The sequence below is a fragment of the Bradyrhizobium sp. SYSU BS000235 genome (assembly GCF_049747295.1).
Classification (GTDB): Bacteria; Pseudomonadota; Alphaproteobacteria; order Rhizobiales; family Xanthobacteraceae; genus Afipia.
The window spans coordinates 2446462-2465699 of record NZ_JBMHJM010000001.1; the positions used below are offsets into that span (position 1 = coordinate 2446462).

Genomic DNA, 19238 nt, shown 5'->3' on the forward strand with positions numbered 1-19238 from the left:
AATGAAAAAATGGCCGGGATCGCTCCCGGCCATTTGTTTTCATGAAGACGCTGATCAGCGTGGCGCAGCCGCTGCCTGGCCGCCATTCAGCAGAGGCGTGATGTTGCGGATGGTGACGCGCCGGTTGACCCGGCTCGGACCGTCGATCTGTTCCTTGAGGTATTGTTCGCCGTAGCCTTGCGATGTGAGATTTTCCGCTGGTACGCCGAATTGCTGCGTCAGCAGCGTTGCTGCGGATTCGGCGCGGCGATCTGACAGCGACAGATTATCGACATCGTTGCCCACTGCATCCGTATGTCCTTCGATCAGGAACACCTCTTGCGGATTGCGCTGGATGGCGCGGTTGAGACCGTCCGCGATCGCTTGCAGCTTCGCCGCCTGATCCGGTGGAATATCCCACGATCCGGTTTCGAAGTTGATGGTGTCGATATCGATGCTCGGCATGCGTTGGCGGACCGACGGGCTGTAGCGGATCTCGTCGAGTGAATATGCGCGCTCGATGCGGTCCACCGGCGGAGCCATCAGCGTATCGTAGATCAGTTGAGGTGGTGCCCCTTCGGCTTCGACGATGTAGCGATCTTGCGGGATGCGAAGCACCGGTGGCGGCAGCGCCACGAAGAAGCCGCCGACACCACGCGGACCGCGCGGCCTGTTGTCGATGATCACCACATCGCGTCCATCCCGACCGCGACGGACGCGGCGAAGCAATCCGCCATCGCGATCGTTGACCGTGATAATCTGCGAGCCGTCGGGACGTACCACAATGGTCTGTGTGTCGTTGCCTTGACGGGAAACGCGGACGTCGCGCGCGCCGTAACGGAAGCGGTCGACGTCGTTGTGCCGGACGAAGGATTGTCCGTTCGGATCCTGAACGATGACGCGGCCGGGTTCGGTGATGACCGTGCGACCGCCAACGGTCGATTGCTGACGCTGGCTGCGGAAGTCATCCAGCCGTCCGCCATGACGCTGACCCTGCTGCACGGGAATGGGCGCAGTCTGGACCGCAGGCGCTGGCGGCAACGGCGCGGCCACCGGCGCCGCGGCGGGAGCGGCGGGAGTTCCTGCCGGCATGCCGGGCGGCGGCGCGAAGCGCTGCGTGCGATGTTCTCCAGGCTGTCCGTGTGCAGGCGGTTGACCTGGTGCAGGCGCTGCGCCCGGTGCCGCTGGCGTTGCACCGGATGCGGGTGCGGCTGCCGGCGGAGCCACTTGCGGACGGGCTCCAGGCTGCGCTGTTGGGTGGCCCGGAGCAGGCGTAGGTGTTGTGCCCGGTGTTGGCGCGGCGGTCGGAGCCGTCGTCGGACGGCCATTGTGTCCGGGCTCGGGCACGCGTTGCGGCGTGACATCGCGAACGCCGGGTGCGACGGGCGCAGCATTCGGGGCCTGCTGCCGTTGAAGCTGCGGTGCGGCCTTGTCCGCCGGACCGGGAGTTGGACGAGGTGCCCCCGGCGTTGGATGCGGAGCGGAGGGTGCTGTCGCTGGCGGTGTGCTTGTGGATGGCGCTGCCTTCGGTGCTTGGGGCGGCGGTGGAGGCGCCGCCTTCGGCGCCTGAGGTGCAGGCGCAGCCTTGGGCGGAGCGGGTGGTGGTGTGGGTGCAGCCTTGGGGGCGGCCGGAGGTGGGGCTGCGTGAGGTGCCGCAGGTGGGGCTGGCGGTGCAGCCCTTGGTGCTGCGGGCGGAGGCGGTGCGGCCGGACGAGCAGGTGGCGCGGGTGCCTTCGGTGCAGCAGCCGGAGGCGCAGCGTGCGGCGGAGGAGCGGCTTTCGGTGCTGCAGGAGGGGCGGCCTTGGGTGGCGCCTTCGGTGCGGCCTTCTGATCATCAGGAGCCGGTGCTGCCGCTTGTGCAACGATGAAAGAGGATGCTGCTTCAGCATGAGCTGAAAGATGTGGAATCTGCGCGGCTGCAATTGCAGTCGTGGCCAGCAGGATCATTCGAAAGTTTTTCATGTTGTCCTGTATGTGAGAAGAGAATCAGGGCGGGGTGATGCCGCTGTCAGCATCGCATATTTGTGTTTGGTGATCAGCCGATAGTGATTAGGCGGCAGCAATGTGGCGAAGCCGCTTGATGATTCGATTATTTGCGTGGAACGCGGGCTCAACGCATCGAGAATGAATGGACGTTAAGTTTCGCAAGTGAAACGGCAGCATTCACAGCGAAGCACGTTCGCCGCGATGAAATGTTCTTTTTGTGATGCTTGTGTGATTCGCCGTTAGGCGTTCGCGGGGCCCTTTGGCCCACGCACCGGCAGTTCATCCGGCACGCGACCGGGCAATTCGTTCGGCTGCGATGGCTCTGCAGGATCATTCATGGGTGGCGGGACCTCGGGACGCGGATTGCCGGGCGGATCTTCCTGTGGCGGCTCGGTCGGATTTCCAGGCGTGGCAGGTGGAATCTCCTCGGGATCGCCAGTCATTGAAATCTTCGTCATCACATCGCAACCTTGCGGTTCTCGCCGATATCCGGACGCGAACCCGTCAGGGCTGCGACCGCCATTTTCACAGTGCTGACGACTTTACCCGGCGTATCCCAATATTCGGCAAGCGTTGGTTCGACTTTGAGCAAGCAGATGTTTGGATCGTCCGCCGAGGACCACCAGGCTTTGGCCCATGGGGACCAAAGCTCCTTGATCTTTACGCGATCGTTGGAAACGGACGCCTCGCCGGTGATGGACACGTATTTCTGGCTGCTCGCATCAGCGAATGCGAGGCACACGGTCGGAAATTTTCTGATGTCGTCGTCTTTGTGGTGTCGCTTGTCAGCGAGGAAGTAAAACGCATTTTCGTTGCGTGCGACGTGTGCACTCATCGGTCGGGAACGGGGCTTTTGGCCATCCCAGCTTGCAAGCATCGCGATGGATATTTTGTCCGCTAATTCCCACACATGGTCTGAATCGCTCATCGTTTATCTCCGTCGAGTTTGGGAATTAACGATGGGGTGAACGTGGTGTTCCTGAGGAACCGCGTTGACGCCACCTCGAAACGTCGTGACAGTGTTCGCGGAACAAAGGCCAGGGATCACAAATGCCGTTCGCTTATTGGTGCATCTTGATCGCAGCGGTGCTGCCGATTGTCTGGGTCAAATATGCCAAGACGGGGTTCATCGGCGATAATCGTCATCCGCGCGACATTATCGAGAGCCTGCCGCCGCAGAAACGCCGCGCCTATGCCGCGCACCAGAATGCGTTTGAGAGCTTTCCGTTCTTCGCGGCTGCCGTGATCATCGCCGTCACGCAGGGAGCATCCGTGAGCATCGTAAATGTGCTTGCCGGACTCTATGTGCTGCTGCGCATCGTACACGGATGCCTGTACATCGGCGATCAACCGTCGCTGCGATCATTCGTGTTCGCGGCGGCGTTCGTCGTTAACACCGCGATCTTGTTGTCGCCGCTCTTCAAGTAATCATTCAGGCGCGTGGCAGACGGCCTCGATATTATGGCCGTCATGATCAAGCACGAATGCGCCGTAGTAATTTGGATGATAGTGCGGGCGCAGACCTGGAGCGCCGTTATCACGTCCGCCAGCAGCAAGCGCCGCCTTGTAGAACGCATCGACGGCGGCGCGATCGTTGGCGGTGATGGCGATGTGAACGGGTTTGTTGAGCCCGCCTTCGCCACCGATCCAGAAATCCGGCTTGCCGTTGATGCCGAAGCCTGCTGCGGGAGCGTCGTTCTGGTCTTGAGCGACCTCCATGATGAGGCTGTAACCAAGCGGTGCGAGCGCCTTGGTGTAGAAAGCCTTGGCGCGTTCGTAGTCGGAAACGGAAAAGCCGATGTGGTCGATCATGCGAGCCTCTCGTGAGAAACTAGCGTCGCACCAGCAATGTATTGCTGCGGGTCTTGCCGGCAACGCCGTAGCCGCGTGAGATCATATCGGCGATGCAATCGTTGAGCCACGCCTTTCGTTCCAGGTGCTCGATGGCGATCGCCTGCGGCCACAGGGACTGCGGCGCGTCGTGGAAGAATCCGGTCAGCACACGGTCTTCGTAACCTTCGACGTCAATCTTGAGTGCGTGGACCTGTGAGACCCCGGCATTCTGCAGAATTGTCAGCAGGCGGTGTGCCGGTACTTTGAAACCGCCGGTCGCTGAGATGTGGCTCGCCCCAAGATTCTCGCCATCGGTCTCGATCAGGAGTTCGCCGTCGACGTCGCCGGCGGCGGCCCGGACGAGGGTCAGATTGCTCAGGTTCGAGGCCGCTGCATTGAAGGCAAGCCGCGCATTGCTCACAGGATGCGGCTCGATCGCGATCACCCGGCCGGTGGTGCCGACATGCTTTGCGAGCGCGACGGCATAGGTGCCGACGTTGGCACCGACATCGACGAAGGTCGATCCCCGAGGGCTGTGCTCGCGAAGGAAATCAAGCTCGGGGAGATTATAGTCCGGATTGAACAGCGCGCCCCGTTCCGTGCCGCTCGCCAAATGATGCAGCCGGAATGATGCGCCTTGATAGGTTGTATCGATAGGACCAGCTCCGAACAAATGGACCAGCCGCGACAGCCAGGGACGGAAGGCGCCGCGCTTCAGGCCGGACCCATGCGCGGCGGCGATGACAAGGCGCTGCATCGCATTCGGTGTGTGGGCGCCGAACGGCTTCTGGTCGCTGCGGGATTGATCGCGCATTCAAATTCATCGCGCGGGAAGCGGCGCGATTCAAGCAGAAAAGAGGCTTGGAAAGCGATCTTCGGCTTCAACGCAGCCTAGAACTTGTCGCTATCGCACCTGTCGCGCCGGCTGCCTGGATGGCCACATCCGACGCAGGACGGAATCCTTGATGACATAGTGATGAAGGAGGGCTGCGGTTGCATGCAACAGGGCCACGGCCATGATGATGTTCGCGACAAGATCATGCCAGTGATTGATCGCTCTCCTCAAATCGGCTTCACCAATTTTCGGAAACCGCCACATGTTGAACAGCGGAAAAGCGTGGGTGAACACGTTGATCACGCCAAGCACGACCACGATGGCGAGAAGGAGATAGAGCAACCAGTGAACGGCGCGGGCAAGCAAGTCGAGTGTGCTCTGATCGGCAGAAGGAAGCTTTCGCCCGTTGGTCGCACGCCAAATCAGGCGCGTCACCAGGACACAAGCCAGCGCCACGCCGAGCAGGATGTGCAACGACCACATGTCGATCCGCAACGGGCCTCGCGGCATGAAACCGATCGTCCTGCCCATGAGCCACAGGATCGAGACGAGCGCCGCCGTCGCCCAATGCAGCCGGATTGTCAGCCTGTCGTAAATCTCGGGAGCTGTATCGATGGGCGCATGCGTCGAGTCATTCTTCATTCGTGGCAGCGATTCTTGTCTGAGGTGGGACGAGCCAGTGCGGAGACCACCAACTTACCTTCCCTTGTAAGTACGAACGATGACGCATTCGAGTGCGCTCACGTATTCCTGATGTGCCGCAGTTAGATTGCTTCTAACACCGGGTCAACACTAGCTCGCCGTGATTAGCAGGAACGCGCTCAGGGATGCAGCCACGCACGCCAGGGCGCCTGCAATTGCAGCGCCCGCTACCGCCGACAGCAACGCCGGCCCTGTGATGACCAGCACCGATCCGATCAGGGCCGTCGCAACCAATCCGCCGTTACGTGCGACCGCGCTGTTCAATCCGGATGCAGCTCCAACGTGAGATGGATCGACGGACATCAGGACTGCTGTTGTCAGCGGCGCAACCGCAAGGGCCATTCCGAGCGCGATCACGACCATCGCGGGGAATACGTCTCGCCAGTAATTCTCACCCTGTCCCATCCGAAGCATCAGCAGGAAGCCGAGCGCGACGATCATCGGCCCTAATGTCAGAGGCATGCGCGGCCCGCTCTTGGCAGAGAATGCGCCGGCGATCGGTGAGGCAAGGGCGATGACCAGCGGAAGCGGCAAGAGCGCAGCGCCGGCGGCGGTCGCCGAATATCCGCCAGCCGTAATGAGGACATAGGGCACCACCACAAACAGGCCGCCGAGCGCGCCATAGAGCAGGAACGTCAGCAAGGTCAGTCCGACAAAGCTTGACGATCCGAACAGCGCGAGCGGCATCATCGCCTTGTCGCCGCAGCGGTGTTCGAACAGCACGAACACGATCAAGAGAAGAATCCCGGCGCACAACACGGCCGCTACAAACATCGACCAGCCGTGTGCCGAGCCCTGTGTCAGCGCCCAGGTGGTCACACCAAGGCCGGCCGTGGCCAGAAGCCCGCCGATCCAATCCAATGCATCGGAATCGCTGTTCTGATCGGCATCGACAAAGAGGTATGTCAGCGCGATGGCGGCCGCTGCGAGCGGCAAATTGATCAGAAAGATCAGCCGCCAACTGCCGACATCGATCAGCCATCCGCCGAACACGGGCCCGACGGCGCCGGCCGCGGCACCGACAGCGGCCCAAATTCCGATCGCGCGGCCCTTGGCCTCGCCGGAAAAGCTTTGCCCGAGGATTGCAAGGCTGTTCGGCATCAGCATCGCGGCGCTGACGCCCTGAGTAAAGCGCCCGATGAATAACGAGGGAAGATTTGGTGCGAGTGCGCAAGCGAGCGACGCCACCGCGAACAGCGCAACGCCGGTAATCAGAAGACGTTTGCGACCGTAGCGATCACCGGCGGCTCCGCCCAGGAGGAGCAGCGCACTTAATGGAAGGAGATAGGCATTCACGATCCACTGCAGGTCGCTGACATCAGCCTGAAAACTCGCGCCGATCGCGGGAAGGCCGACGTTCACGACCGATCCGTCAATGAAAGCTAACGTCGAGGCCAGGATCGTGCTGGCAATGACGAGCTGCGGGTGGCTGGCTTCATGCGCACAAACCACCTCTTTTGCGGCGGCAACATCGCAGGACGCGTACAGGCCGTTGCTCATGCCTGTTTGTACGAAAATCCGCTGAACGAAACAAATGAGACGGTGGAACGAATTCCACCGCCTCAAAATTCATTGTCGCTTGGTCTGAAGATTAAACTTGTCGTTCGACCATCTTGAGCTTCAGGTCGGCGATCGCCTCGGAAGGGTTGAGCCCCTTCGGGCAGGCCTTGGCGCAGTTCATGATGGTATGGCAGCGATAGAGCCGGAACGGATCTTCCAGATTGTCGAGACGTTCGCCGGTGGCTTCGTCACGGCTGTCGTTGACCCAGCGGTCGGCCTGAAGCAGCGCAGCGGGACCAAGGAAGCGATCGCTGTTCCACCAGTAGCTCGGGCAGGATGTCGAGCAGCACGCACACAGAATGCACTCGTAGAGACCATCGAGCTTCTTGCGATCCTCCGGAGACTGCCGCCACTCCTTCTGCGGCGTGGCAGTGGTGGTGTGGAGCCAGGGCTCGATCGACGCATATTGCGCGTAGAAGTTGGTCAGATCCGGCACGAGATCCTTCACCACCGGCTGATGCGGCAACGGGTTGATCTTCAGCGCGCCGTCGTCGACATCGTGCATCGACTTGGTGCAGGCCAACGTGTTCTGGCCGTCGATGTTCATGGCGCATGAGCCGCACACGCCCTCGCGGCAGGAGCGGCGGAAGGTCAGCGTCGGATCGATGTTGTTCTTGATCCAGATCAGACCGTCGAGAACCATCGGGCCGCAATCGTCGGTGTTGACGTGATAGGTGTCGACACTTGGATTTTTGCCGTCATCCGGATTCCAGCGATACACCTTGAACTCGCGTGTATTCACCGCGCTGGCCGGCTTCGGCCATTCCTTGCCGCCGGTGATCTTCGAGTTCTTTGGGAGTGCGAATTCAACCATATCTCGGACTTTCGCTTGGGCGTTCGTTAAATCGAGCGATCAGTACACGCGCGCCTTCGGCGGAATGTATTGGACGTCGTTGGTCATCGTGTAGTCGTGCACCGGGCGGTAATCGATGGTCGACGTTCCCTTGTCGTCCATCCATGACAGCGTGTGCTTCATCCAGTTCTTGTCGTCGCGCTCGGAGTAGTCCTCGCGGGCGTGGGCGCCGCGGCTCTCGGTGCGATTCGCGGCCGAATCCATGGTCACAACCGCCTGAACGATCAGGTTGTCGAACTCGAGCGTCTCGATCAGATCGGAGTTCCAGACCAGCGAGCGATCGGACACCGCAATGTCCTTGATGCCGCCGTGCACCTTGTGAATCAGGTCCTTGCCTTCGTTGAGAACTTCACCGGTGCGGAACACCGCGCAGTTGTTCTGCATCACGCGCTGCATGTTGTCGCGCAGCTTGGCCGTCGGCGTACCGCCCGCGGCGTGACGATAATGGTCGAGACGGCTGAGCGCGAGGTCGGCGGAGTTCGCTGGCAGATCGGGCTGCTTCGCATTCGGCGTCAGCTTCTCGGCGCAGCGCAGAGCGGCTGCGCGGCCGAACACGACGAGATCGATCAGCGAGTTCGAGCCGAGACGATTTGCACCGTGGACCGACACGCAAGCTGCTTCGCCCACAGCCATCAGGCCCGGCACGATCGCGTTGTCGTCGCCGTTCTTCTTGGTGACGACCTCGGCGTGGAAGTTCGTCGGGATGCCGCCCATGTTGTAGTGCACTGTCGGCACGATCGGGATCGGCTGACGGGTCACGTCGACGTTGGCGAAGATCTTGGCCGATTCCGAGATACCCGGCAGGCGCTCGTGCAGCACCTTCGGATCAAGGTGATCCAGGTGCAGGTAGATGTGATCCTTGTTCTTGCCGACGCCGCGGCCTTCGCGGATTTCGATGGTCATGGCGCGAGACACCACGTCACGCGAGGCAAGATCCTTCGCGGAAGGTGCATAGCGCTCCATGAAGCGCTCGCCTTCGGAGTTGACGAGATAACCGCCTTCGCCGCGTGCACCTTCGGTGATCAGACAGCCCGAGCCATAAATGCCGGTCGGATGGAATTGAACGAATTCCATGTCCTGCATCGGAAGGCCTGCGCGCAGCACCATGCCGCCGCCGTCGCCGGTGCAGGTATGGGCAGAGGTGCAGGAGAAATAAGCGCGGCCATAGCCGCCGGTGGCCAGAATCGTGGTCTGCGCCCGGAAGCGATGCAGTGTGCCGTCATCGAGCTTCAATGCGATGACGCCGCGGCAGACGCCCTGATCGTCCATGATCAGATCGATGGCGAAGTATTCGATGAAGAATTCGGCCGAATGACGCAGGGCCTGACCATACATCGTGTGCAGCATGGCGTGACCGGTGCGGTCAGCCGCGGCGCAGGTCCGTTGAGCCTGGCCCTTGCCGTAATCGATGGTCATGCCGCCGAACGGACGCTGATAGATCTTACCGTCTTCGGTGCGCGAAAACGGAACGCCCCAGTGCTCCAGTTCGTAGACGGCTTCGGGCGCGTTGCGCACCATGTATTCGATGGAGTCCTGATCGCCGAGCCAGTCCGACCCCTTTACGGTGTCGTACATATGCCAGCGCCAGTCGTCCTTGTGCATGTTGCCGAGCGAGGCTGAAATGCCGCCTTGTGCAGCGACGGTGTGCGAACGAGTCGGGAACACCTTGGTGATGCAGGCCGTGCGCAGGCCGGCCTCGCTGCAGCCGACAGCGGCGCGCAGGCCAGCGCCGCCGGCGCCGACGACAACAACATCAAAAGTGTGATCTTCGATCGCGTAGGCTTGGCCGTTGGCGGCCGGAGCGCCGTTGGCTTGGGTGCCCATGCGTTAAACTCCAGATGAAAGTTTGAGAATGGCGTAGATCGACGCAAGGCCGACCGCAGCGGAGAAGAACGTGTTGGCAATGATCAGTGCCAGCTTGAGCTTCTCGTCGGTGATGTAGTCTTCCAGCACGACTTGCATGCCGATTTTCATGTGCCAGACGCTGGCAATGACGAAGAGGATCAGAATCACGGCAACCAGCGGCGACCCGAGGATGGCGGCTGCGCCGGCCTGATTTCTGCCGAGCATCGACATGATCACGACGATGACCGGCACGATCAGCAGGATCATCGCCACGGCGGTGACGCGCTGGCGGAAAAAGTCCGAGGTGCCGCCGTGAGCCGAGCCGAGATTACGAACGCGACCGAGCGGTGTTCGCATCGACGTTTTCTTCATGGAACCGTTGGTGTCTTGTGCGCTCATCGGCCGCCTCCAACCGCATAGGCGACGATCCACAACACGATCGTCAGAATAATTCCGCCGACCAACGCTGCGCGAGTTAGCCATTCGCGTTCATTGGGCCCGAAGCCGTAACCCAGATCCCAGACCAGGTGGCGAACACCGCTGAGCATGTGATGGATAAGTGCCCATGTGTAGCCGAACACGATGATGCGCCCGATCCAGCTGCTGGTGAAAGCCTGAAGATTGGCATAGGCGCCGGGGCCGGACGCGGTTGCGATCAACCACCAAGCCAGCAGCACGGTACCAGCGTAGAGGGCGAGACCGGTGATGCGGTGGACGATGGACATCGCCATCGTCAGGGTCCAGCGGTAGGTCAGAAACGGTGAAAGAGGGCGGTCGATCCTGGGAGCCATTGAGCAACTTTGACGGTTTGCGGCAAAAACGTGGTGCCGACTTTTTATGCGGGATCGGGTTAGAGGATTTCTATTTACGAAGTGACAAGATTGAGCGCAACGCAGAATCATCGAATTTATGAATATAAGTTCATTCTTTATTTTGCGCTTTTATTCCTGCTGGTATATGAGTTTCATGTATACCACGAAGCAAGCCGCGCCGCGCGGACCTGAAGCAGGATTCATCTTGCTCTTCTCGGCCCTTCTGCGACACATGGCTGCAGCGAAAAAGGGCTGATTTTATGATCGCCGGGGTTAGCTCATCCGAACTTCTCGAATTGGCCGTTCTGTTGCTTGGAACGGGGGCGGCGGCCGGCTTTCTGGCCGGTATCTTCGGCATCGGCGGCGGGGCGATTTTGGTCCCGGTTCTCTATGAATGTTTCCGCATAGCTGGTGTGCCGCTGGATGCGCGCATGCCGCTTTGTGTCGGCACGTCGCTAGCGATCATCATTCCGACATCGATCCGCTCGTGGCGCGCTCACCAAGCTCGCGGCTCGGTCGATCTGGACATTCTGAAGCGCTGGGCGATCCCGGTTTTGGTCGGCGTGATCGCGGGCAGTGTGATCGCCAGATACGCACCCGAGCGGTTGTTCAAATTCGTCTTTGTCGCCGTGGCCTGGTCAGCGGCAGCGCGACTGCTGTTTGGCCGCGAAGACTGGCGGCTCGGGAAAGATTTCCCGACCGGCTTTTTCATGCGGGTCTACGGCACAATCATCGGCCTGCTCTCGACACTGATGGGGATCGGCGGCGGTCTGTTCGCAAATCTGGTGATGACCCTCTACGGCCGTCCGATTCATCAGGCTATCGGCACCTCGGCGGGGTTGGCCGTGCTGATCTCAATTCCAGGCGCGTTGGGCTACATCTATGCCGGGTGGCCTGCTGCGGCCCGCTTCCCCGAAGTCGCCGCGCTGCAACTGCCGTTCGCGTTGGGCTACATCTCGTTGATCGGCGCCATTCTTGTGATGCCGACAAGTCTGCTGGTGGCGCCGCTCGGTGTGAAAGTCGCGCACCTGTTGTCGAAGCGGCAGCTTGAAGTCGCGTTCGGGCTTTATCTGGTGACCGTCAGCATGCGCTTCGTCATCAGTCTGACCACGGGATATTGAGCGATCTTCGCACCGCCGTGCCGGCGAGAACGGCACGGCCGGCTTGTGCGACGGCTTACGACTTGTAGAGCCCGGCGTAAGAATCGCGCAGAATGTTCTTCTGCACCTTGCCCATGGTGTTGCGCGGCAGATCGTCGACGAACAGCACGCGTTTCGGCATCTTGAACTTCGCAAGCCGTCCTTCGAGGGCGTGAAGCACGGTGGCTTCATCCAGCGCTGTGTTTTTGTCCTTCACGATGACAGCTGTGACCCCCTCTCCGAAATCCGCGTGCGGCACGCCGATCACCGCGCTTTCGATCACGCCCGGCATCGCGTCGATCTCGGATTCCACTTCCTTCGGATACACGTTGAAGCCGCCCGAGATGACGAGGTCCTTCCCGCGGCCGAGAATATGGACATAGCCGCGCTCGTCGATCTTGCCGAGATCGCCCGTGATGAAGAAGCCATCTTCGCGGAATTCCGCCTTGGTCTTTTCCGGCATGCGCCAGTAGCCCTTGAACACGTTGGGGCCTTTGACCTCGATCATGCCGATGGTCTCGCGCGGCAGCTCCTTGCCGGTCTCCGGATCGGTGACACGTGTCGACACGCCCGGCAGCGGGAAACCAACGGCGCCCGGCACGCGGTCGCCTTCGTAAGGATTCGACGTGTTCATGTTGGTTTCGGTCATGCCGTAGCGCTCGAGCACGGCGTGTCCGGTGCGGGCCGACCACTCACGGTGGGTGTCGGCGAGCAACGGCGCGGATCCTGAAATGAACAGGCGCATATGGCTGGTGGCTTCGCGCGTGAGCGCCGGGTTTTGCAGCAGGCGCGTGTAGAACGTCGGAACGCCCATCAGCACGGTGGCGCGCGCCATCAGCTTGATGATCTGGTCGGCATCGAATTTGTTCAGAAAGATCATCGACGCGCGCGAGAACAGCGTGACGTTGCTGGCTACGAACAGGCCGTGCGTGTGATAGATCGGCAATGCGTGGATCAGAACGTCCTGATCGGTGAAGCGCCAGACGTCGATCAGCGTCAGCGAATTCGATGCCAGATTGTCATGGCTCAACATCGCGCCCTTGGAGCGGCCCGTTGTGCCTGATGTGTAGAGGATCGCGGCGAGATCCTCGCCGGTACGCGGGACGGTGGCGAATTCGGCGGGGGCCTTCTCCGCGCCGTCCATCAGGGAACCCCTGCCGTTCGCATCGAGGGTCTCGACCTTGGCGTTGACCTTCGCGGCGATCTTGTCGATGCCGTCCGCTTTCGAGGGATCGCACACCACCAGCGAGGGCTCGGCATCACCGATGAAATATTCCAGCTCGTTGAGCGTGTAGGCGGTGTTAAGCGGCAGATAGACGGCGCCTGCCCGCACGCAGGCCAAATAAAGCACCAACGCCGGTACCGATTTTTCGGTTTGCGCTGCAACACGATCGCCCGGCTTGACGCCGCGGGAGACGATGAAATTCGCCATCTGCCCGGATTGCGCGATCAGGTCGCCATAGCTGATGCGGCGGCCGTCAGTTTCGATGGCGAGCTTGCCGAGGTCGGTCAGACCATCGAACAGGCGGGAAAACAGGTTGGCGTTGGCGCTGGTGTTCATGCATCATCTCGGAACAAGGCGTGATCGACATTGGAAATGTCATTAGCAAAACCAGCCTTTGGAAAGCAACGGAGACGACCGGTATGAGCGATAACAAGAAACGTGTGGCCTGGATTACGGGCGGGGGAAGCGGCATCGGTCTCGCGGGCGCCCAGGCGCTGGCGGCGGAAGGCTGGACGGTTGTGATCTCCGGGCGGCGCAAGGACGTGCTCGATGCGGCGGCGGCCGATATTGCGAAAGCTGGAGGCAAGATCGAAGCAATGGCGCTCGACGTCGGCAACGTCGACGACGTCAATGCCGTGGCTCAGGCGATTGTTGCCAAGCATGGTCGCATCGATCTTCTGGTCAACAGTGCCGGCTTGAACGTGCCGAAGCGCAGTTGGGAAGAGGTGACGACGGATGGCTGGGACAAGGTCGTCGACATCAATCTCAACGGCTTGATGTATTGCATCCGCGCCGTGTTGCCGGCGATGCGTGCGCAGAAGGACGGCTGCATCATCAACGTTGCGTCATGGGCTGGACGTCACGTCTCGAAGCTGACTGGTCCTGCCTATACCGCAACGAAACATGCCGTGTTGGCGCTGACGCACTCGTTCAACATGGAAGAATTCAAGAACGGATTGCGGGCCTGCTGTCTGTCGCCCGGCGAAGTCGCGACGCCGATCATGAAGCTGCGTCCGGTACCGCCAAGTGCCGAAGATATGGCGCGCATGCTGCAGCCTGAAGATCTCGGGAAGACCATCGCATTTGTTGCGAACATGCCGTCGCATGTCTGCATGAACGAGATTCTCATCAGCCCGACGTGGAACAGAAGCTTCCTCACCGCGACGCTGTGAGTGTTCGATCTCCCCTTCATCGGAAGGGGAGAGCCTCACGTCTCGCAGAGTTTAAAGTTTCAGATTCTGCAAAATTTATTCTTTGAAACGCGCCGCTAGATGTCCGCGTAGCTCGGACATCGGCGGCGCGGGGTTTCTTCGCAGACAGCGCTGCCGGCAACGCCCGGTGGAATTCTCGCCGGGATGTTCCATTCACCGGGAGAAGATCGATGTCCAAGCTCAACTCAACGCGTACTGCATTCTTGTCGGCCGCTGCACTTGCCGCAATGGCCCTCACCGTCAGCGTCGTTGCGCCGGTACAGGCGCAAGACAAGACGATGAAGAAGAGCGAAATGTCCGGCGAGAAGACCGTGATGGTCGGCGGCGCACCGATGTATCGCACCAGGAACATCGTCGAAAACGCCGTGAACTCGAAGGACCATACGACACTGGTGGCGGCGGTGAAGGCGGCGGGTCTGGTCGACACGTTGTCGGGCAAGGGACCATTCACCGTGTTTGCGCCGACCAATGCGGCGTTCTCCAAATTACCGGCGGGAACGGTTGAAACTTTGGTGAAGCCCGAGAACAAGGCGACTCTGACCAAAATCCTGACCTATCATGTGGTCCCCGGAAAAATGAACGCGTCGGATCTCGCCGATGGCAAGAAGCTCAAGACGGTCGAAGGGGAAGAGCTCACCGTGAAGAATGCCGGCGGCAAGGTCACGTTGACCGACGCCAAGGGTGAGACGTCAACGGTGACCATTGCGGACGTTAACCAATCGAACGGCGTGATTCACGTCATCGATACGGTGCTGATGCCGAAATCTTGAAGTTATCACTACGTGGGTCGTTTCCTCTCCTCATTCCGGGAGAGGAAACCCCCACATTCGAGATCCGTCAGCTCCGATGTTCGCTCGCGCATTCGTGAATGAAGCTTCGCGACGTTTCACCGCTGTGTGTCGGGCTGCTTTTTCTGGCGCTAAGACGTAACAACACTAGAATATCAACGTATCGTTGGTGTTAGTGACTTCATCGGAACGGAAGCGCTCATGTCCAGCATTGTAACTCATCACTCGGAAGCGGAACACGCCGCCACATCCGGGAAAGTCATTCAGCCTGCCTGGGTGAGGATCGTCCACTGGGTCAATGCTGTCGCCATGGTCATGATGATCATGTCGGGCTGGCAGATCTACAATGCGTCACCGCTGTTCAACTTTACCTTCTCCCATTCGATCACGCTGGGCGGTTGGCTTGGCGGGGCGCTGCAATGGCATTTCGCGGCCATGTGGCTGCTGATGGTCAACGGTTTGGTCTATCTGGCGCTGGGGTTGATCACCGGGCGGTTCCGCAAAAAGCTGCTGCCGATCTCGGCAACGGGTGTGCTCGGCGATACCAGGGCGGCATTCACGGGCGGGCTCTCGCACGCCGACCTCTCCACCTACAATCAAGTGCAGAGGCTGCTTTATGCCGGTGTCATCGTTGCCGGTATCTTGATCGTGCTATCCGGGTGGTCGATCTGGAAGCCCGTGCAACTGCAATGGCTCACGGCGTTGTTCGGCGGCTATGACTTCGCCCGCTACGTCCACTTTTCCTGCATGGCTGCAATCGTCGGCTTTCTGGTGATCCACATCGCACTCGCGATCGTGGTGCCGAAGAGCCTTCGCGCCATGATCATCGGCCGCTGAAAGGACGTCGGTCATGGGTCTTAAACGCAAACTCATCATCCCCGGCGTCGACAAGAAGCTTCTTGTCAGGGACGCCACCAAGCTGATGCCGGATCTGTCGCGTCGCCGATTTCTCGCAGGCGGCGCCAGCCTCGGGGCGTTGACGATGCTGACGGGGTGCGATGTCAACGACAGTTTCTCTGCGGAATCTCTTCTGGCGCAGATTTCCAAGTTCAACGACAGCGTTCAGGCCGCGCTGTTCAATCCCAACACACTGGCGCCCACCTATCCGGAAAGTGCGATTACGCGACCATTCCCCTTCAACGGCTATTACTCGGTGGATGAGGCGCCCGAGATCGACGGCAAGACCTGGAAGCTCGAGGTTCGCGGTCTGGTCGATAACAAAAAGTCATGGACGCTCGAAGAGCTCTATCAGCTGCCTCAGGAAAAGCAGATTACACGCCACATCTGCGTCGAAGGCTGGAGCGCGATCGGGAGCTGGACCGGCACGCCGCTGCGCCACTTCCTGAAATTAATAGGCGCCGATACCCGCGCCAAATATTGCTGGTTCCAGTGCGGTGATCAGGACGGCTACAACAGCCCGCTCGACATGGCGACGGCGCTGCATCCGCAAACGCAGATGACGTTCAAGTTCGGAAACGAGATATTGCCGACAGCCTATGGCTATCCGATGAAGATCCGCGTGCCCACCAAGCTCGGTTTCAAGAATCCCAAGTATGTGATCTCGATGGAAGTCACCAATGACTACAAAGGCGGCTACTGGGAAGATCAGGGCTACAACTCATTCAGCGGCAGCTAATTTCCCTCGCCGACGGGATGCCTCGCTTCGTGCCGGGCATCCCTCAGATATCTCGACGATCACGACGATGCTCCATCGCTAGCCAGGACTTCGACATCCAGCGCCTCAATGCTTGCAGGATCAGCAATCGCCTCGATCCCGGCGATCCTGTCGTTTGTGATCGTAAGATTGAGTACAATCCGCAGTCGGCCACCAAAAATAACCGCGGCTCCGATAACCCCGTCCACCAGGGCAGGCTTCGCGGCTTGCGCGCGCCCCTTGAACATTTGCGCGACGGCCGCTGCACCGCGAACTTCCGCCGGCGATCCCATTCGCGCCGCTGTCGGGTCTGCGCGCAACACGACGTCAGGGTCGAGAACCATCAGAAGGTCTTCAAAATCTCCATCGCGTGATGCCGCCAGAAATGCATCGACGATCTTTCTCTTGTGGTTGAGATCGGGCTCTCCAACTGCGGGAGCGCCTTGCACGCGCCGTCGTGCGCGGCTCGCGAGTTGCCGCGCGGCCGCCGGTGAACGTGCCACGATGGGGGCAATTTCCTCGAATGGCACCGCGAACATGTCATGCAGCACAAAGGCGAGACGCTCGGCAGGAGCGAGGGTGTCGAGCACCACAAGCAGCGCAGTCCCCACCGAATCGGCCAAGTGCACCTCCTGCTCGAATGCCTCGGTGTCGTGGACCGGCTCCGGCACATCGGGCCCCATCGGCTCCTCGCGCCGCGATTTGCGCGATCGCAGTATGTCGAGACAAATCCGCGCCACCACGGTGGTCAACCAGCCGCCGAGATTGGCGACATCGCCGGTGTCGCTACGGTTCAGTCTCAACCACGCTTCCTGGACTGCGTCGTCCGCTTCGTTCGAGGAACCGAGCATCCGGTAGGCCACCGCCCGCAAGCGATTGCGATTGGCTTCGAATTGTTCGGCCAGAATTTTTGTCTCGTCCATCGGTCACATTCCTTCATCGCCATCCGTCATCACACTGACGAATGAGCCGTGGCCGATGTGACAGGTCTCTGAGCCATTCGTGGAATGGGAACCGGACGCTCTGGCGTCCCGGATTTACCAAGACCGGACAGGAGATCATCATGCAAGCCCGAATAACCAATCCAGCCCTCGTTCTTCCCGATGCATTGCAGGCGCTGCAAGCCTTGAACACATCGATTGAAAAGGACGGCGTACCCTACGCAACGCACAAGCTCATCCAATTGCGTGCGAGCCAGATCAACGGTTGCAGCGTCTGTGTCGATATGCACGCGCGCGAACTCAAGAAAGTCGGTGAGAAAGATGAGCGGATTTTTGCGGTCGCGGCATGGCGAGACACGCCTTATTTCAACGACGCCGAACGCGCTGCGTTGGCTCTGACGGAAGCGGTCACCCGGATCGCCGATCAGGCCGATCCGGTGCCGGATGCAATCTGGAATGAGGCGGCAAAGCACTACGACAAGCAGGCGCTGGCAACCTTGATTGTCTCGATCGCGCTCATCAATGTCTGGAACAGGCTCAATGTGTCCGTCCGGCAGATGGCTGGCGCCAGCTGGAATTAGGCGGCGGTATCGATTCCCAGCTGATCTTAGGAGGCCTCCCCGCGTGGCGCGGAGAGGCCTCGACTCATTGGCGCGGAGGACTTTTTGCGAGCGGCCGTTGAAGCGCGCATAACACTGCACCCAGAGCCAATGCTGCGGTAGATATGTTCAGCGCGTAGGACAAGCCCATCACGTCGGTGACGGCACCGGTCACGAAAGGCCCGAGCGTTTGGCCAAGACCGAAGGTGATCGTCATGATGCCGATGACCCTTGGCCACGCCACCGCCGGATAATTCAATCGCGAAAATGCAGTGGTTGCCGTCACCACGGCAAAAAAAGCATTGCCGAACACGAAGGCGGATCCGGCAAGGAGGGTTGGTGACGACCCGAACAGCGCGAGCCCGGTCCCGATAGCGGTGACCCCAATCAGGATCGCCGTCGTCATGCCGCTTTCACCGCGCGCCATCAATTTCCGCCACACCCATGGCGATGCATAAGCGCCAACACCGATCAGGCACCAGAATGCGCTCTGCGCCACGGCATCACCGCCCGCATCACGCACATAGGCGATCATGAACGTCATGTAGGCAATGTAGCCTGCACCGAAGAGGAAATATCCGGCAAGGTAGGGCAACATCGGTTTGAGTCTGATGTGGGGCGCAGCTTCCGGTGCCGCATTGGCAGCCGTGTCGAAACGGTTGAGCAGCAGTGGGATGGCCATCACAGCGGAAACAAGCGTGAGGGCGACCCACACGATCCACCATGATCCTGGGCCGAAATACTGCAGGATAAAGGGCGAGACCAATCCGGACACGATCAGTCCCGTTCCAGGGCCGGTGTAGAACAGGCTGAGCAGCAGGGCGGATTGTGCGGGACGTGATTGCGCAATGGTCGCAGCCAGTGCGCCGCCGCCGACAAAGGCGATTGCCGCCCCGAACCCCGACACAAGGCGGGCAAAGCTGAAGATAAAAAAGTTCGCGGACAGTGCGCAGAGCGCCAGCGACACCACGCAGGCGATCGCGCCGATCCATGTGGTCTTGAACAAACCATGGCGCCTGACGAACGAAGCAGCACCGAGTGCGCCCGCAAGATAACCGATGGCATTGACCGTATTCATGAAGCCGGCGGTGGAATAGGACCAGCCAAGGCTGTCGCGCATGTCCGGTAGCACCAGTGAATAGGCAAAACGGCCGATACCCAATCCGATGGCGGGTGCCAGCGCGAGAATGAGAATGATGCGCGCAGGGCGTGCGGATGGGGGAGGGAAATCAGCAGATGTCAAAGTGGTCGCTCCGGACGCCCGGCAATCTGCCAG

Annotated in this window: 22 protein-coding genes; 8 read left to right on the top strand and 14 right to left on the bottom strand. The window is 60.3% G+C overall.

Annotation, left to right across the window (positions count from 1 at the left end; all coding sequences use genetic code 11):
- Nucleotides 1–54: 54 nt before the first annotated feature.
- On the bottom strand, nucleotides 55–1206 hold the full coding sequence (locus ACP0KA_RS11415; RefSeq protein WP_424628900.1) for an OmpA family protein: 1152 nt from the start codon (nucleotides 1204–1206) through the stop codon (nucleotides 55–57).
- Between the two features lie 221 nt (nucleotides 1207–1427).
- Between ACP0KA_RS11415 and ACP0KA_RS11420 the strand changes: the two genes are divergently transcribed.
- Nucleotides 1428–1847 carry a hypothetical protein gene (locus ACP0KA_RS11420; RefSeq protein WP_424628901.1) on the top strand — a complete coding sequence of 140 codons (420 nt, stop codon included), beginning with the start codon at nucleotides 1428–1430 and terminating at the stop codon, nucleotides 1845–1847.
- A 357-nt stretch (nucleotides 1848–2204) separates the two neighbouring features.
- On the opposite strand, the gene ACP0KA_RS11425 is transcribed toward ACP0KA_RS11420, so the two are convergent.
- Together ACP0KA_RS11425 and ACP0KA_RS11430 are read right to left on the bottom strand one after the other, a co-directional pair.
- Nucleotides 2205–2423 carry a hypothetical protein gene (locus ACP0KA_RS11425; protein WP_424628902.1) on the bottom strand — a complete coding sequence of 73 codons (219 nt, stop codon included), beginning with the start codon at nucleotides 2421–2423 and terminating at the stop codon, nucleotides 2205–2207.
- Nucleotides 2423–2893 carry a pyridoxamine 5'-phosphate oxidase family protein gene (locus ACP0KA_RS11430; RefSeq protein ID WP_424628903.1) on the bottom strand — a complete coding sequence of 157 codons (471 nt, stop codon included), beginning with the start codon at nucleotides 2891–2893 and terminating at the stop codon, nucleotides 2423–2425. The genes ACP0KA_RS11425 and ACP0KA_RS11430 overlap by 1 nt, the downstream gene beginning before the upstream one ends.
- 122 nt (nucleotides 2894–3015) lie before the next feature.
- On the opposite strand from ACP0KA_RS11430, the gene ACP0KA_RS11435 reads away from it, so the two are divergent.
- Nucleotides 3016–3393: an MAPEG family protein gene (locus tag ACP0KA_RS11435; protein WP_424628904.1), complete on the top strand. Its 378-nt coding sequence runs from the start codon at nucleotides 3016–3018 to the stop codon at nucleotides 3391–3393.
- Here ACP0KA_RS11435 and ACP0KA_RS11440 read toward each other — a convergent pair whose 3' ends face one another.
- From ACP0KA_RS11440 to sdhC, 8 genes are all read right to left on the bottom strand, one after another.
- Nucleotides 3394–3777, bottom strand: coding sequence for a VOC family protein (locus tag ACP0KA_RS11440; protein ID WP_424628905.1), 384 nt, complete (start codon nucleotides 3775–3777; stop codon nucleotides 3394–3396).
- A 19-nt stretch (nucleotides 3778–3796) separates the two neighbouring features.
- Nucleotides 3797–4612 carry an FkbM family methyltransferase gene (locus tag ACP0KA_RS11445; protein WP_424628906.1) on the bottom strand — a complete coding sequence of 272 codons (816 nt, stop codon included), beginning with the start codon at nucleotides 4610–4612 and terminating at the stop codon, nucleotides 3797–3799.
- Nucleotides 4613–4702: 90 nt separating this feature from the next.
- Nucleotides 4703–5275, bottom strand: coding sequence for a cytochrome b (locus tag ACP0KA_RS11450; protein ID WP_424628907.1), 573 nt, complete (start codon nucleotides 5273–5275; stop codon nucleotides 4703–4705).
- 150 nt (nucleotides 5276–5425) lie between these two features.
- Nucleotides 5426–6835, bottom strand: coding sequence for an MFS transporter (locus ACP0KA_RS11455; protein ID WP_424628908.1), 1410 nt, complete (start codon nucleotides 6833–6835; stop codon nucleotides 5426–5428).
- Nucleotides 6836–6926: 91 nt separating this feature from the next.
- On the bottom strand, nucleotides 6927–7709 hold the full coding sequence (locus ACP0KA_RS11460) for a succinate dehydrogenase iron-sulfur subunit (protein ID WP_424628909.1): 783 nt from the start codon (nucleotides 7707–7709) through the stop codon (nucleotides 6927–6929).
- A 39-nt stretch (nucleotides 7710–7748) separates the two neighbouring features.
- Entirely contained in the window at nucleotides 7749–9572 is a 1824-nt protein-coding gene (gene sdhA / locus ACP0KA_RS11465; protein WP_424628910.1) for a succinate dehydrogenase flavoprotein subunit, read from the bottom strand.
- Between the two features lie 3 nt (nucleotides 9573–9575).
- Nucleotides 9576–9992: a succinate dehydrogenase, hydrophobic membrane anchor protein gene (sdhD, locus tag ACP0KA_RS11470; protein WP_424628911.1), complete on the bottom strand. Its 417-nt coding sequence runs from the start codon at nucleotides 9990–9992 to the stop codon at nucleotides 9576–9578.
- The gene (sdhC, locus tag ACP0KA_RS11475; RefSeq protein ID WP_424628912.1) at nucleotides 9989–10384 is read right to left on the bottom strand and encodes a succinate dehydrogenase, cytochrome b556 subunit; all 396 of its coding nucleotides are present in this window, start codon (nucleotides 10382–10384) and stop codon (nucleotides 9989–9991) included. The genes sdhD and sdhC overlap by 4 nt, the downstream gene beginning before the upstream one ends.
- A gap of 281 nt (nucleotides 10385–10665) precedes the next feature.
- Between sdhC and ACP0KA_RS11480 the strand changes: the two genes are divergently transcribed.
- The gene (locus tag ACP0KA_RS11480) at nucleotides 10666–11526 is read left to right on the top strand and encodes a sulfite exporter TauE/SafE family protein (protein ID WP_424628913.1); all 861 of its coding nucleotides are present in this window, start codon (nucleotides 10666–10668) and stop codon (nucleotides 11524–11526) included.
- A gap of 55 nt (nucleotides 11527–11581) precedes the next feature.
- Here ACP0KA_RS11480 and ACP0KA_RS11485 read toward each other — a convergent pair whose 3' ends face one another.
- On the bottom strand, nucleotides 11582–13105 hold the full coding sequence (locus ACP0KA_RS11485) for a malonate--CoA ligase (RefSeq protein ID WP_424628914.1): 1524 nt from the start codon (nucleotides 13103–13105) through the stop codon (nucleotides 11582–11584).
- Between the two features lie 83 nt (nucleotides 13106–13188).
- Here ACP0KA_RS11485 and ACP0KA_RS11490 point away from each other — a divergent pair, with 83 nt between their 5' ends.
- From ACP0KA_RS11490 to ACP0KA_RS11505, 4 genes are all read left to right on the top strand, one after another.
- Complete coding sequence (locus ACP0KA_RS11490; protein WP_424628915.1) at nucleotides 13189–13941, top strand: SDR family oxidoreductase; 753 nt, start codon at nucleotides 13189–13191, stop codon at nucleotides 13939–13941.
- 209 nt (nucleotides 13942–14150) lie between these two features.
- Nucleotides 14151–14750 carry a fasciclin domain-containing protein gene (locus tag ACP0KA_RS11495; protein ID WP_424628916.1) on the top strand — a complete coding sequence of 200 codons (600 nt, stop codon included), beginning with the start codon at nucleotides 14151–14153 and terminating at the stop codon, nucleotides 14748–14750.
- Nucleotides 14751–14969: 219 nt separating this feature from the next.
- Complete coding sequence (locus ACP0KA_RS11500; protein WP_424628917.1) at nucleotides 14970–15605, top strand: cytochrome b/b6 domain-containing protein; 636 nt, start codon at nucleotides 14970–14972, stop codon at nucleotides 15603–15605.
- Nucleotides 15606–15618: 13 nt separating this feature from the next.
- On the top strand, nucleotides 15619–16404 hold the full coding sequence (locus ACP0KA_RS11505) for a molybdopterin-dependent oxidoreductase (RefSeq protein WP_424628918.1): 786 nt from the start codon (nucleotides 15619–15621) through the stop codon (nucleotides 16402–16404).
- 59 nt (nucleotides 16405–16463) lie between these two features.
- On the opposite strand, the gene ACP0KA_RS11510 is transcribed toward ACP0KA_RS11505, so the two are convergent.
- On the bottom strand, nucleotides 16464–17345 hold the full coding sequence (locus ACP0KA_RS11510; protein ID WP_424628919.1) for a sigma-70 family RNA polymerase sigma factor: 882 nt from the start codon (nucleotides 17343–17345) through the stop codon (nucleotides 16464–16466).
- A gap of 140 nt (nucleotides 17346–17485) precedes the next feature.
- Between ACP0KA_RS11510 and ACP0KA_RS11515 the strand changes: the two genes are divergently transcribed.
- Nucleotides 17486–17944 (top strand): carboxymuconolactone decarboxylase family protein, encoded by a 459-nt coding sequence (locus ACP0KA_RS11515; protein WP_424628920.1) that lies wholly within the window; start codon nucleotides 17486–17488, stop codon nucleotides 17942–17944.
- Between the two features lie 64 nt (nucleotides 17945–18008).
- Here ACP0KA_RS11515 and ACP0KA_RS11520 read toward each other — a convergent pair whose 3' ends face one another.
- Nucleotides 18009–19205, bottom strand: a complete 1197-nt coding sequence (locus ACP0KA_RS11520; protein ID WP_424628921.1) for a YbfB/YjiJ family MFS transporter — start codon at nucleotides 19203–19205, stop codon at nucleotides 18009–18011.
- Nucleotides 19206–19238 lie beyond the last annotated feature (33 nt).